Below are 14,571 nucleotides of genomic sequence, written 5' to 3'. Positions count from 1 at the left end.
CAGCTTAAGATGAGGGAGTATTTGCTAACTTTGTTTGAATATATTCGCTGTGTCTTAAATGTAATAAGTCAGCAATTTTACGAATAATATGTTCTTCTAACGTTGCAAGTTCGCCATCAATATAAGCAAGTCTCCATAAATAGCCTACAATCTCCATGCGTTGTTCAATGGTGTAATGCTCGTTTACTTTACGAGTAAATTGGTAAAAATCAGTAGCGTTGTCGCTTAAAGTTAAAGCTGTTTTCACTATTTCGTCTATTTGACTATTTTGAAGCTGGAATTGTTTTGCAATAAAAGCTTTGAGTGATATCTGTTCTTCTTCTTGTAGAATCCCATCAGCTTTCATTACTTCACATAAAAGTACCGTACACGCTATTTCTAAAGAAAGTTCAGTTTTATCAGTATCTTGAAATGGCGTATTTAATTTTTTGAAAAAAGCATTAATTTTATCAATCATTTTAGATCCTTGTTGCGGCTATACATCGTATTTAGCAGTAAGTATATCGTTAATAATTAGCGTAAAAATTAACAAAGTAGTCTAATTCACTAGTTTTTATTTTTAAGTTATATCGTGTTAATCATAATATATTCGTTATTTATAACTTAGTTTATTGTTTTTTAATGCTTTTATTTTATTATTTTTTAATATGAGGTTTTGATAATTATCGGCTTGAAATTTGTAACAAGTATTTGCAACAAAATTAGTTTTTGTATGTAAAAATTAGTTATTATATTCACAATTAAAAAATGTTATTCACCCTTTAAACGCTGTTTTTATAAGCAGACAAGAGGGGTATTTACAAGAGGGTTACACTGTGACACGGAAAAAACAAATCATATTACCTATCTTAATTATTCTTATAGGTGCCATACTTTTTGTTGTTTTTAAAAACCTAAAAAAGCCACCAGAAGAAAAACCTGAAGTAGAAAATATCCCTATCGTTGCTGTTGAAGAAGTTACTGTGTCGCCAATGACGCTAAAAGTAGAATCATACGGTATTGTAAAACCTAAATATGAAACAGAAATGGTTGCGCAAGTAAGCGGACAAATTGTTGAGTTATCTCCTACCTTTATACGTGGTGGTTTTGTTAAAAAAGGGCAGTTACTTGCACGTATTGATCCAAATGATTATCAAGCTGCACTCATTGACGCAGAAGCAGATATGGCATCGGCAAGAGCTTCGTTAGAACAAGAGCGGGCACAAGGTAAGGTGGCTGAAAGTGATTGGAAAAGTATTACCGATACTTCACCAACTGAACTTAGTTTACGTAAGCCACAATTGGCGCAAGAAATTGCACGAGTTAAATCAGCACAAGCTTCAATTCTTAGAGCTAAACGAAATTTAGAACGTACAGAGATTCGAGCGCCGTATGATTCAATGATTGAAAGCCGAATGGTTGGTTTAGGCTCATTTGTTGGAACAGGAACTCAAGTAGGTAAGCTTTTAGGTACAGATGTTGCTCAAATTCGTTTACCTGTTGCTGATAACCAATTGCAGTTTTTAGATGGGAATGGCGTTAATTCAACCGTTTTACTTGAAGGAACTTATTCTGGCGCGACTAAAGAATGGACGGCTCAAATTAACAGAAGCGAAGGAGTTATTGATACAACGAGTCGTATGAGTTATTTGGTTGCAGAAATTCAAGACCCTTATTTATTAACGTCTAATAACGAAAACACTTTACCGCTTAGATTCGGATCATATGTGAATGCTAATATTATTGGACAAAAAATTGCTCAAGCCACTTCAGTTCCTCGTTATTTAGTTAAAAATGGTCGAGTGGCCATTTTAGATAATGAGTCAAAATTACATTTTGCAGTGGTGGATATTATTCGCCAAGAAGGCTCTAACGTTATTATTTCTAGTGGCTTAAAGTCAGGAGATCAAATGATTGTATCAGCGCTTGATTACCCTATTGATGGAATGAAACTGGCTTTGCCCGCTAATAAAAGTGAATTAGAAGAAAAAAGTGATGAAACTGAAACACAAATAGCGAGTGTTAAGGATTAATTATGGATAACACTAAAACGGATAGTGCAGCCGTTAGCGATTCAAGTAACGATACAACAAATAAAGGAATTATAGCTTGGTTTGCCCGTAATCCGGTGGCTGCCAATTTATTAATGATTTTCATTTTAGTGGGAGGTTTTTTAACAGCCTTAACCATTAATAAACAAATGTTTCCTCAAGTAAAAATAAACTGGATTGAGTTTCGAGCGCCATATCCTGGAGCTGCACCGCAAGAAGTTGAAGAAGGTATTACCATTAAAATTGAAGAGGCTCTGGAAACCGTTCAAGGCCTTGATCGCGTAATTACTTATTCAAACCGAAATTCATCGAGTGGTTATTTTCGTGTTGATGAAAGTTATGATCCTCAAATAGTTTTAGACGAAGTAAAATCACAAATCGATTCAATTCCAAGTTTTCCTGATGGCATGGAAAGGCCAACTGTTGAGCGAATTAAATATAGACAAGAAGTTATGTATATCAGTCTTTATGGTGATGTCAGTAATGCTGAACTTAAAGAATTAGGTCGTAATATACATGATGAAATTCAGCAGTTACCTCAAGTGAATATTTCTGAATTTTATAGTGGTCTTGGTTACGAAATATCGGTAGAAGTGAGTAAAGATAAACTTCGAGAATATGGACTCAATTTTAATCAAGTAGCCCAAGCTATTCGTAGCAGTTCACGCAATATGTCGGCTGGGCAAATAAGAGCTGAAAATGGTTACATAAACTTACGTGTTGAAGAGCAAGCTTACAGAGGATACGAGTTCGAACAAATCCCCGTGGTTACACTGAATGACGGAACTAAAATTCTTTTAGGTGATATTGCCACCATTAATGATGGTTTTGAAGAAGGTCTTCAATACTCTAAATTTAATGGTCAAAACTCTACAACCTTTTTTATTGGTGCTGCTGATAATCAAAGTATTACTGATGTAGCTGACGTGGTTAAAAAATACGTCGCTGAAAAATCAAAGGTTCTTCCTGCAAATATTCATATGGAAACATGGGTAGATTTAACTTACTACCTTGAAGGTCGCTTGAATATGATGCTCGACAACATGAAAAGTGGCGCCATATTAGTTTTCTTAATTTTGGCTGTTTTTTTACGTGTACGTTTAGCTTTTTGGGTAATGATGGGATTACCTGTTTGTTTCTTAGGTACTTTGCTAGTAATGCCTGCGGAGTTTATTGATGTAACTATCAATGTAGTGAGCTTGTTTGCCTTTATTTTAGTGTTAGGCATTGTGGTTGATGATGCCATTGTGATGGGAGAAAGCGCCCATGATGAAATTGAAGCAAAAGGTCATAGTATTGAAAGTGTAATACGTGGTGTACAACGCGTAGCGATGCCTGCAACTTTTGGTGTATTAACTACTATTGCGGCATTTGTACCTTTTGTTTTAGATGACGGGCCTTCATCTGCCTTTGGTAAGGCGATAGGTTTTGTTGTTATTTTTTGCTTAATATTTTCATTAATAGAATCTAAGTTGATTTTGCCCGCACATTTAGCGCAAATGAAACCTAAAGTGTTCAACCCTAAAAACCCTCTAGATCGATTACGTAGAGCTGTAGATGGCGCATTAAAGAATTTTATCAATAATTATTATACGCCTGCGCTTCAGGTGTGTATAACTTATCGTTACGCCGTGTTTATGTTTTTTATGAGTATATTGCTGATAAGCGCAGGACTATTTAGTGGCGGCGTTATCAAGTTTATTGGGCAACCTAAAATACCGCACGACTTTCCGCGTATTAAAGTAGAAATGAATATTGATAGTGCTGAAAAACATACACTTGCTACGGTATTGAATATTCAAAACATACTTCAAGATGTTGACGACCAAATAGAAAAAGAATTTGGTAAAAGAATGATTGCTGATGTTGAAGTGAGGTTGCAAGGACGAGTAGAAAGTGAAATGACCGTTAAACTTGTAGACCCGACTGAACGTGTCATGGACACTTTCGCATTGGCAGATAGGTGGCGCAAGGCTATTCCTAACTTTCCTGGAGTTAAGTCATTAACCATTTCTGATAACTTGTTTGGTAATGGTCGTGAAGATGGCGATATTGCTTTCAGACTAGAAAGTCAAAATGATCCACAACTACTATTAGCAGCTAAAGAACTCTCGAAAAAATTAAAAACCTTGAAAGGGGTTGGAGACGTTAACGATAGCCGCCAAACCAGCGCTAAAGAAGTGCAATTTGAACTGAAACCACTTGCCTATAGCCTTGGTTTTACTGTGGCAGATATCGCTTCTCAAGTAGGGTATAGCTTTTACGGATTAGAAGCTCAACGTATTTTACGTGATACTGAAGAAGTTAAAGTGATGTTACGTTATCCGCTAGAACAACGTAGTTCTATTGGTCATGTAAGTGAGGTGATGATCCAAGCACCGAATGGTGCCGAACTGCCGCTTTCTGAATTGGCCGATATAAAATTAACTGAAGGTGTTACGCGTATTCGTCGTGAAAATGGGAATAGAACGATAAATGTTTGGGCAAGTGTTGATGCTGAACAAGTAGAACCTTTTAAAGTCGCAAACGATATTCGTGATAATTTTATTCCTGAACTTTTAAGAAAGTATCCTGCCGTTCAAAGTGAAATATCAGGTAAAGTTCAAGAAGAAATGGAAAGTGCCAATACTCAATTACGTGACTCTGTAATTTCATTAATGGTTATATTTTCGTTGTTAGCTGTACCACTTCGTTCATATTCACAGCCGTTAATGATCATGACCGTTATTCCTTTTGGCATTGTCGGTTCTATTATTGGGCATTTATTACTGGGTATGCAGCTTAGTACATTATCTGTATTTGGTATTATTGCCGCAGCAGGTGTTGTTATTAACGATTCGCTGGTGATGGTGGATTATGTTAATAACTCAAGAAAACAGGGGATTCGTTTACACGATGCGGTAATGCACGCAGGTAGTAAACGCTTTAGAGCCATACTATTAACCTCGCTAACCACTTTTATAGGGCTAGTGCCGATTGTGTTTTTTGAGAAAAGTATGCAAGCTCAAATTGTAATACCTATGGCGGTTTCTTTATCGTTTGGTGTGTTATTCGCGACAGTGGTTACGCTAATATTGATACCGATTCTTTATATTATTATTGAAGATATTCGTGCTTTATTTACTCGTCGTAAACATAAAGAAATAGATGAGAAACCTTTAACACCACTTAATAAAGCGTTAACTGAAAATACGTCTGTTGATTAGGTGATTGATAGTGATGTATGAAAAAGCCATCGAATTATGATGGCTTTTTTGTATGCTGAGTTGTAGCTATTTTACGCCTAATTCTTTTAATCGTTCTAATAGGTAACTTTCTTGTGTGTGTTTTTCAGATAATACAACTTCACTTCTTGGGTGAAGAAATAAGGGTAAAGACACTCTAGATTTTGACTTACTGCTACCCGTTGGATTAATAACTCGGTGACTTGTCGAAGGAAAGTAACCACCAGACGCTTCTTGTAACATATCACCAATATTAATAATTAAATGCCCAAAGTCAGAAGGCACATCAACCCATTGATCATCAGTCCCTTGAACTTGTAAGCCTGGTTCATTTGCGGCAGGTAAAATGGTGAGTAAATTAATATCTTCGTGTGCAGCCGCACGAATAGCCCCCGCTTCTTCTTTGCCTTCAAACGGAGGGTAATGTAATACACGTAATAGAGTATTAGGTGTGTTTTTTATCATATTTGATAAAGGCTCTGAATAATGTTTGGCAACATCTTCAGGGCTATGTTTTTCAACCCAGTCGAGTAATTCTTCAGCTAAAGTGGAAGTTAATTGATAGTAATGTAATATCTCTTCTTTTAGTGATGGCGGAATTCTTCCCCACGGATAAATATGAAAGTATTCTTTAATATCTTTTTTTGCATGGCCTTTAGCGGTTTCAGAAATTTCGCTTGAAAAAAAACCATCTTGTTTTTCAGGATCAAAAGCATAATGTTCTTTTTCTTCAGAATTAAAAAAATCTTGCCAATTTCTATAAATTGATTCGACTAACTCTTGCTTAATAGGATGATTTATAAGTACACCAAAACCTGTGTTATGTAAGCTTTCAACAAATTTTTGAGGAGCATTTTCAGCTAGGTAGTCGACCACTTGAACATTCATTTATTTTCCTTAGAGTATGCATCTCACAACAAAGGTTGAGATATTAAGAATGAATTTATTAAATATATCATGTGCTTTCACAGGTTAAAATTTTTACTTAAATTTAACTCTAGAGCATATAGTGATTACGTAGTTATTCACGTACATTAATTTTTTTTAATCGAGTTTTTTCGGTTTTAAAACAACAAGGTGGATATTTATCCTATTTAAGGTCAAAATAAACATATATTTTATTTTATAGTAAGTTGATTAATGGATTTATCTTCAGAAAATTTAGATGATTTACGAGACTCTGAAAAAGAGCTTGTTAAAGAAGCTATTAAGCTGCGTGATAAATACCAACAATTAGAACGTCGTCATGATGTGCTATGTAAAATCAATCAGTTGTCGAGTGAAATTAACCAACTTCCGCTTTTTTTAAAACAAATTCACCTGATTATAAAGTCTTTTGCTACAGCAGATAACATTTGTGTTGCGATTTTTGAACCTACTTTTCAAACAATAGAATTCCCTTATTGGGTTGACGAAAAAACTATTTATCCTAATCGTCCTGTTGCCGCTGAGAAATACAAAGATTCTCTCATCAGCTATGTTTTAAAAACTAAACAGCCTTTGTTAGCGGATCAAGATAAAATAAAGCAACTTATAGATTCGAACCAAGCTAATTTAATCAATAATGATACACAGCAATGGTTGGGGGTTCCTTTAGTTAAAGAAGGTTATGTTACGGGCGTAATTGCAATAGAAAGTCGCGATGAACATACGATATATGATGAATCTCAATTAGATATCTTAAGCTTTGTTGCTCAACAAGTGATGTCAGGAATTAATTGCCTACAAAATTTTGAAATGTTAAATAAAGCGGTTGATGCGCGTACCAGTGAATTGATGCAACATATAAGGGATCGTGAAAAATCCGATTTATTACAAGAATCATTATTTAAAATTTCAGAATTAACCAGTGATATTAAGCTCGATATCTCAGATTTTTATTCTAAAGTACATAATATTGTTGGGCAGTTAATTAATACGGCTAATTTTTATATTGCAAAGCATTCCACAGAATCGAATTTATTAACTTTTGTTTATTACTCGGATCAACTGGCGAATGATGCAAATACTGATTTTCAACCTAGAGTCATGTCGAATTATTTAACTGAATTGGTGATACGAAAAGGAGAAATGTTATTCCTTAGTCATAAAGATATTGAAGCGCTTTATGAGCAAGGGGAAATTGATGACTTTAACCGAAATACAACAACTTGGCTGGGTGTTCCTTTAATACATTCTGGTAATGTATTAGGAGCAATGGTTATTCAAAGTTATCAAAATAAAATTGTGTACACCGAACAAGATGCTGAATTATTAAATTTTGTTTCTCATCATATTTCTTCAGCTATTAGGCGACGAGATCTTATTACCATAGAACGTCAAAGCCATGATGTTTTAGAACAACAAGTTAAAATTAGAACACTTGCGTTAGAGGAAGAAATTGCGCAACGTAAACTCGCTGAACAACAACTTACCCATACCGCTTCACATGACAACTTAACGGGGTTAGCCAATAGAATTATTTTTATTGACTTGCTAAACCATGCGATAGCCTCAAGTAAACGCTTCCCTGAACGATTATTTGCTATTTTATTTTTAGATTTAGATCGCTTTAAAGTCGTAAATGATAGTTTAGGACATCATGCTGGTGATAAATTACTTAAAATTGTTGCCAATGAACTGGTTAACATGGTTCGCACTAAAGATACGGTGGCTCGTTTTGGTGGTGATGAGTTTGTTATTCTTATTGAAGATTTAGAGTCTGAACAGAGAGCCCACGAAGTTGCTGGCAGAATAACTAAATTTTTATCTAGCCCTTTTGTTATTGATGATCACCCTGTTTATATAGGAACGAGTATTGGTGTGTTATTTAATAACGAACGTTACGATACCGCAGATATTATGCTACGTGACGCAGATACTGCTATGTATCATGCTAAAGAAAAGGGAAGAGGCCGGTATGAAGTTTTTGATTCAAGTATGCACAGTAATATTCAAAATGCATTAACACTGGAAGCCGACATTCGTGATGCAATTGAAGCCAAAGAATTTACACCTTATTACCAACCTATAGTGCAATTGGACACAGGAAAAATAAAGGGGTTTGAAGCTCTAGCTCGATGGGAAAGCGGTAAAAGAGGGTTTGTATATCCTAATGATTTTATTCCGTTAGCGGAAGAACGTAATTTAGTGATGGCGATAGATTTACAAATATTAGAAAAGTCATGTTTACAGTTAAAAAAATGGCAAAATCAATTTGGTTGTAAAGATTTATACATTAGTTGTAACCTTTACTGTGATCACTTTTTTAGACTATCGTTAGCAGAGGAAATTGCAAACATACTAGAAAAAGTAGGTATTGCGTCAAAACATTTACGTATTGAATTAACAGAGCGCGCATTATTGAATAATAGCGATGTCGTTTTAGAAAATATGAAAGCACTTAAAGATCTTGGTGTTAAAATTCTTCTTGATGATTTTGGCACAGGCTATTCGAGTTTAAGTTACCTACATTTATTTCCTATTGACGTCTTAAAAATAGATCGTTCATTTATCACTAACGTGCATGACCATGTAAGTCATCAAGCTATTATTAAAACGATTATTGATTTAGCAATAAATTTAGGTATGGCTACTGTTGGAGAAGGGATTGAGAGTTTTGAAGATGCTGAAATCCTGAAAAAAATGGATTGTAAGTTTGGTCAAGGTTATTATTTTTCTAAACCCATGAAAGCAAGTGATGCTGAATACGTTTTATTAGAGTCTTTTAAAAATAATTAATACAAATATTGACAGGTGCTAGCCTGTGTAGCACTGCAGCTAACGTATTGTTCAGCTGCAGTGCACCTATAACTTATTTAACTTTATTTACATTGTCATCAGTGATGCATTTCCTCCTGCAGCGGTAGTATCAATCGTGACTGTTTTTTCAGTCATCATCTTTTGAAATAATGAAACATAATCTTGTGTTGATAACACAGGTAAAATGGCTCCTTTTCTCGCCGCAATCGTCTTTTTAACGTAATTCAGTAAACTACTATTAGGCATAATAACAGCACCACTTATACGATTATCCTGTAACAACGCAGGTAAGGTGTTTAGATTGGTAGACTGAATAACACCATTAGGTAGCCCCGATTTTATTAGCGCATCGATAATGTCTTCAACGGTTTTATTTTTTGAAGAGCTATTAGCAACAATCACGCAGTTGCCACAGGCTATTGCTGAAAGCATTGATGTTAAATAGAACTCAAGGTAACTGTCTTCACAAATTGGGTGAATTAAAACTCCTCGCGACTCTAAATGTAATACGTTAGATTCACCTGTTGGTCCTGGCAAAATAGTTGGATTTTTTAGTGTTTTTTCAATACGGATCAATATAGCTCTTATTGTAGTTAAACAAGCGCTTACTTCAGCTGTATTTGCATTGAAACCCGAATCGTTTGAAGCAAGGTGAGCGAGTGATTGTCTAATAATTGAAATGCGTTGAGACAATGGAGTGAAGCTCCATTCTAGTTCAATAACTTTCGCGTTAGAGAGCAAGCTTTGGGCTTGAGTCGTTTGCTCAGTTGTTGCACTAAGATTTGTCGTAAAAGTATCGCTTACTGTTTGAGTGTTTTTAGCCTTTTTAGATAAGTCGTTGTCAGATTTATTTTCCACTAAGCTTGTTAAATAGTGTGGTCCGCCTGCTTTAGGACCTGTTCCTGATAAACCTCTACCACCAAATGGTTGAACACCAACAACGGCACCTATCATATTACGGTTAATATAAACATTACCTGCTTTTGAACGTGCTGCTAGGTATTGGCTTCTTTCTTCAATACGCGTGTGAATACCCATAGTTAAGCCAAAACCTGTATCGTTAATTTGGTCGATAACTTGCTCAAGATGTTTAGATTTATAACGAATAACATGAACAATAGGACCAAAAACCTCTTTTTTAAGAAGCGATAGATTACTAATTTCATATAGTCTAGGTGCAAAGAAGTAATTGTTATATTCGTCAAGGTGTTGCGTATCGCAAACATAATGTAACGCGGATTGATTTTTCAAATATTCCACATGCATAGTTAGTGCATTGTGCGCTTTTTTATCAATTACAGGGCCAATATCAGTCGACAAATAGCTGGGATCTCCAATATGTAATTCTTTCATTGCGCCTTTGATCATATTGATGAGTTTATCGGCAATGTCTTCTTGTACAAAAAGTACACGAAGGGCCGAGCAGCGTTGCCCTGCACTTTGAAAGCCAGAAGCAATTACGTCATCTACTACTTGTTCAGGTAAAGCGGTAGAGTCAACAATCATGCAGTTTTGTCCGCCGGTTTCGGCAATCAGTGGTATTTGTTCTGAATCGCGTTCGGCTAATTTTTGTGAGATCCAATTTCCAGTTTCTGTTGAACCTGTAAACATAATCACTTTAATACGTTCATCAGGCACTATGTGTTGACCAACAACACTACCTTGAGCTATTACAATTTCAACTACACCTTTAGGTAAACCACATTGCTGCATAATTTCAATTGTTCTTAAAGCAATTAAACTCGTTTGTTCTGCAGGTTTAGCTATAACAGTATTACCAGCAACTATGGCTGCTGATACTTGGCCTAAAAAGATCGCAAGCGGGAAGTTCCAAGGGCTAATACAAAGTGCTATACCTTTGGGTTGTATATCACCTTTTTCAAACATCTCAGTTGCACGCGCTGCATAATAGCGGCAAAAATCTACAGCTTCTCTTATTTCTGATACGCTATCTGGAACTGTTTTCCCAGCTTCCTTAATACACAAGGCGATTAATTCATCACGATTGGCTTCTAACGCATCGGCTGTTTTTAATAAAATATCCGCTCTTTCATTAACTTGGGTTTGAGACCAAGTATTAAAAGCTAATTCAGCGCGATCTATAGCTGATTTCATTCCTGCTTCATCGAGGTGAGTAATATATCCAACAATTTCATCTATATTGGCGGGGTTAGTCACCGCATGGGTATTCTCAGTTATAGATGATGCTTGTTGTGTTACTTTTTGAGCTTGTTGAGTAACCTGAGTAAGCAAGTTATCTCGCATTTGAATAAGATCATCAATGTCTGTTAAATCAATACCTTTAGAATTTATTCGCCCAGCTTTGCTTTCAGTTTGATAAATATTAATCGACTGAGGGATATTTTCATTGTAAGCATTATCCCACTGTTGAACGGTTTCAACAGGATCTGACAATAATGATTCAACGGGAATTTTTTCATCAACAATGTTGTTAACAAATGAGCTATTAGCGCCATTTTCTAATAAACGGCGCACTAAATAAGCAAGCAAGTCAGAATGTTTACCTACAGGTGCATAAACACGACAGGGGATCTTTTTGTTTGTAACCACTTGATCGTATAAAGATTCACCCATGCCATGTAAGCGTTGAAATTCGAACCCTGAATTGTTTTCAGCTATTTCAATAATAGTCGCAACGGTATAGGCATTATGAGTAGCGAATTGAGGGTAAATAGTATCTCTATATTCTAATAATTTTTTCGCACACGCTTGGTAAGATACGTCGGTTGCCGCTTTTTGAGTAAATACAGGAAAGTCGTTATAACCCTCTACTTGTGTATCTTTTATCTCACTGTCCCAGTAAGCACCTTTTACTAGGCGGATCATCATTTTTCTATTCAGTTTTTGCGTTAATTCTCTTATCCATTCAATAACATATAAACTACGTTTTTGATAAGCTTGTACTGCCATACCAAAACCATCCCAGCCATCAAAAGCACTATCACTGTAAACAGCTTCAATAATATCTAATGAAAAATCTAAACGGTTTGCTTCTTCAGCATCTACCGTAAAACCTATGTCGTATTTCATAGCGGCAAGAGCTAAAGTACGTAATTTAGGAACTAACTCATCAATTACACGTTGACGATGAGATAATTCATAACGTGGGTGAATTGCTGAAAGTTTAATTGAAATACCAGGGCTTTTCATTGGACCTTTGTTATTTGCTGCTTTACCTATGGCTTCAATGGCTGATTGGTAACTATCAAAATATCGTTGGGCATCTTCCATGGTTCTTGCGCCTTCACCTAACATATCGTAGGAATAGGTATAACCTTTAGACTCAGTTTCTTTTGCTCTTTCTATTGCCTCAGATATTTTGTGACCCATTACAAATTGGGTCCCCATAACTTTCATGGCATACTTTACGGCTTGACGAATGACAGGTTCGCCTAATCGGCCGACAGTTCTTTTAAGTAAATTGAGCTGGCTTTTGGGCTTGATAACGGTTTCGTCAGAATCTGAATAATTAACGATTTTCCCGGTAAATAAAAGCCCCCATGATGAAGCATTTACAAATAATGAATCACTGTTACCAATGTGTGAGCTCCAATCGCCTTTAATCAGTTTATCTCTAATGAGTGAGTCAATTGTGTCTTTATCTGGCACGCGTAGTAGGGCTTCAGCTAAACACATTAATACAACACCTTCATCGCTAGATAATGAAAATTCGTTTAATAGTGCGTCTACACCGCCTTTACCTTTTTGATCTTTTCTAATATTAATCACTAATTGGCGAGAGAATTCCCAAGCTTTTGATTTTTTATCAACACTAATTTCTGCGATAGGTAATAAGGTTTGTAGTGTTGAGTTTTCATCAGCACGATAATGATCTCTAATTTTTTGACGTAATGAGTTATTTGTTTGTAAAGAGCCGTTAAAAAGCATAAGTCACCAATAAATGAATAGTTAATAAAACTGATATTAGAGTTTTTTATTCAGAATGTGCTAGCTTATTTTTGTTTTATGCCATATTTTATTTGGTAAAATGTTATATATGCAATAATAAATGCTGAAGTGAGGTTTTAGTGAATAATTCACCCAAAAATAGAACATTAGACCGTATTGATTTAACTATTCTTAATACCCTACAAAAGAATGGGCGTATTTCGAATCTTGAATTAGCTAAAAATGTTAATTTAAGTCCAAGTCCTTGCTTAGATCGAGTTAAAAAGTTAGAAAATGAGGGGTATATTGAAAGGTATGGTGCTTTTTTAAATTCAGCAAAACTCAATTATGGTATGTCAGCTTTCATTCAGGTTACCTTAGATAGAACAACTTCAGATGTTTTTAATCGCTTTAAAGAAGAGGTGGTTAAAATTAAAGAAGTTGCGGAATGTCATATGGTAGCAGGAGGTTTTGATTATTTATTAAAACTTCGTTTTGAAAATATGGCCGCATATCGGGAGGTTTTAGGTTTAATTGTTGAATTACCGGCAGTTTCACAAACCCATACTTATGTTGTAATGGAGCACGTGAAAAATGATCAAGGTGTGCCTATTAGTGTTTAATTGTATTTAAGTAAACAGGTGTTTTTTTGATTTTTATCTTTATGTTTAAAAACTTCGAGTTACACTGTATTTAAGTTAATTTTTAAAGATATAAAACTATGAATGCACATGACTACGCAACACAGGCGAACGGTTCTTTTGCCTTACCAGATACTTGCTTCAAAATAAAATCATTAATGGAAGATGAAAGTTCAACTATTGAAGATTTTGCAAACTTAATTAGTGTTGACCCTTCATTAACATCAAGGCTGTTACAAATTGCGAATAGCGCAATTTATAGCTTTCCCGGTGAAATTAGCACTATTTCGCGAGCTATTACGATCATAGGTACGCAAGCTATTTACAATATGATGTTAGTGGATGTTGCGGCAACAGCTTTTAAACACTTTTCTAACCAAGCAATCGATTTGAAACGTTTTTGGCGAATGAGCGTTTTTTGTGGTTTAGCCACTAAAAACTTAGCCATTAAATCAGGTATTAGAGATATCGAACGCTTATTTGTTGCGGGACTTTTACAAAATTTTGGTGAATTAATTGTAGCAACAATATCACCTGAACTTGCTCAAGAGTGTGAACAATATTCAGCAGAACGTTTACCTTGGGATTTACAAAAAGAACGTTTAGGTTTTACTTATACTGATGTTTCGGCTGAACTTTTAAAAATTTGGCAGATACCTGAAAAAATCATTTTACCTATTCGTCATTACAACCAAGCGAGTTCTAATGAAATTAATAAAGATGTAAAAGTATTGTATTTAGCAGCTAGATTAGCTTTGGTTGATAGTCATCCAGATGAGTTTTCTTATGACGACACCATTGATGAAAACTTGTGTCGTGCTTTAAAAATATCGTCAGAAGATTTGATTGACGCGGCTTCTTTTGCCAGTAAAGAAGCAGAAAACATTCTTAACATAATGAATGTAAAATTTTTTACTCGTAAGTAAAATATACAAGAATAGAAACTGGACCGAAATTTATACACTTGTTTGAATTTTACTTTAATTGAAAACAAGACAGGAAAATAAATTCTTGCTAGCATCGAAA

At 35.2% G+C, this 14,571-nt stretch carries 8 protein-coding genes; 5 read left to right on the top strand and 3 right to left on the bottom strand.

Annotated features, from left to right (window positions below; genetic code table 11):
• Positions 1–4: 4 nt before the first annotated feature.
• Positions 5–457 (bottom strand): tellurite resistance TerB family protein, encoded by a 453-nt coding sequence (locus tag ACM9HF_RS10615; protein WP_473607541.1) that lies wholly within the window; start codon positions 455–457, stop codon positions 5–7.
• 358 nt (positions 458–815) lie between these two features.
• Here ACM9HF_RS10615 and ACM9HF_RS10610 point away from each other — a divergent pair, with 358 nt between their 5' ends.
• Positions 816–2,012 (top strand): efflux RND transporter periplasmic adaptor subunit, encoded by a 1,197-nt coding sequence (locus ACM9HF_RS10610; RefSeq protein WP_473607539.1) that lies wholly within the window; start codon positions 816–818, stop codon positions 2,010–2,012.
• Between the two features lie 2 nt (positions 2,013–2,014).
• A complete protein-coding gene (locus tag ACM9HF_RS10605; RefSeq protein WP_473607535.1) occupies positions 2,015–5,236 on the top strand; it encodes an efflux RND transporter permease subunit in 3,222 nt (1,073 codons plus the stop codon).
• Positions 5,237–5,302: 66 nt separating this feature from the next.
• Here the strand turns inward: ACM9HF_RS10605 and ACM9HF_RS10600 are convergent, their stop codons facing one another.
• Positions 5,303–6,142 carry a 2OG-Fe(II) oxygenase family protein gene (locus ACM9HF_RS10600; RefSeq protein WP_473607531.1) on the bottom strand — a complete coding sequence of 280 codons (840 nt, stop codon included), beginning with the start codon at positions 6,140–6,142 and terminating at the stop codon, positions 5,303–5,305.
• Positions 6,143–6,394: 252 nt separating this feature from the next.
• Here ACM9HF_RS10600 and ACM9HF_RS10595 point away from each other — a divergent pair, with 252 nt between their 5' ends.
• Entirely contained in the window at positions 6,395–8,974 is a 2,580-nt protein-coding gene (locus tag ACM9HF_RS10595; protein ID WP_473607527.1) for a sensor domain-containing phosphodiesterase, read from the top strand.
• 87 nt (positions 8,975–9,061) lie between these two features.
• Here the strand turns inward: ACM9HF_RS10595 and putA are convergent, their stop codons facing one another.
• Positions 9,062–12,904, bottom strand: a complete 3,843-nt coding sequence (gene putA / locus ACM9HF_RS10590) for a bifunctional proline dehydrogenase/L-glutamate gamma-semialdehyde dehydrogenase PutA (RefSeq protein ID WP_473607523.1) — start codon at positions 12,902–12,904, stop codon at positions 9,062–9,064.
• Between the two features lie 140 nt (positions 12,905–13,044).
• On the opposite strand from putA, the gene ACM9HF_RS10585 reads away from it, so the two are divergent.
• Together ACM9HF_RS10585 and ACM9HF_RS10580 are read left to right on the top strand one after the other, a co-directional pair.
• Positions 13,045–13,527: an Lrp/AsnC ligand binding domain-containing protein gene (locus ACM9HF_RS10585; RefSeq protein ID WP_473607519.1), complete on the top strand. Its 483-nt coding sequence runs from the start codon at positions 13,045–13,047 to the stop codon at positions 13,525–13,527.
• A 98-nt stretch (positions 13,528–13,625) separates the two neighbouring features.
• Positions 13,626–14,471, top strand: coding sequence for an HDOD domain-containing protein (locus tag ACM9HF_RS10580; RefSeq protein WP_473607514.1), 846 nt, complete (start codon positions 13,626–13,628; stop codon positions 14,469–14,471).
• The last annotated feature ends 100 nt before the right edge of the window (positions 14,472–14,571 follow it).

The organism is Colwellia sp. RE-S-Sl-9 (genome assembly GCF_048296855.1).
GTDB lineage: Bacteria > Pseudomonadota > Gammaproteobacteria > Enterobacterales > Alteromonadaceae > Pseudocolwellia.
The sequence above is the reverse complement of the archived record's forward strand: the minus strand, read 5'-3'. Positions and strand labels throughout refer to the sequence as shown.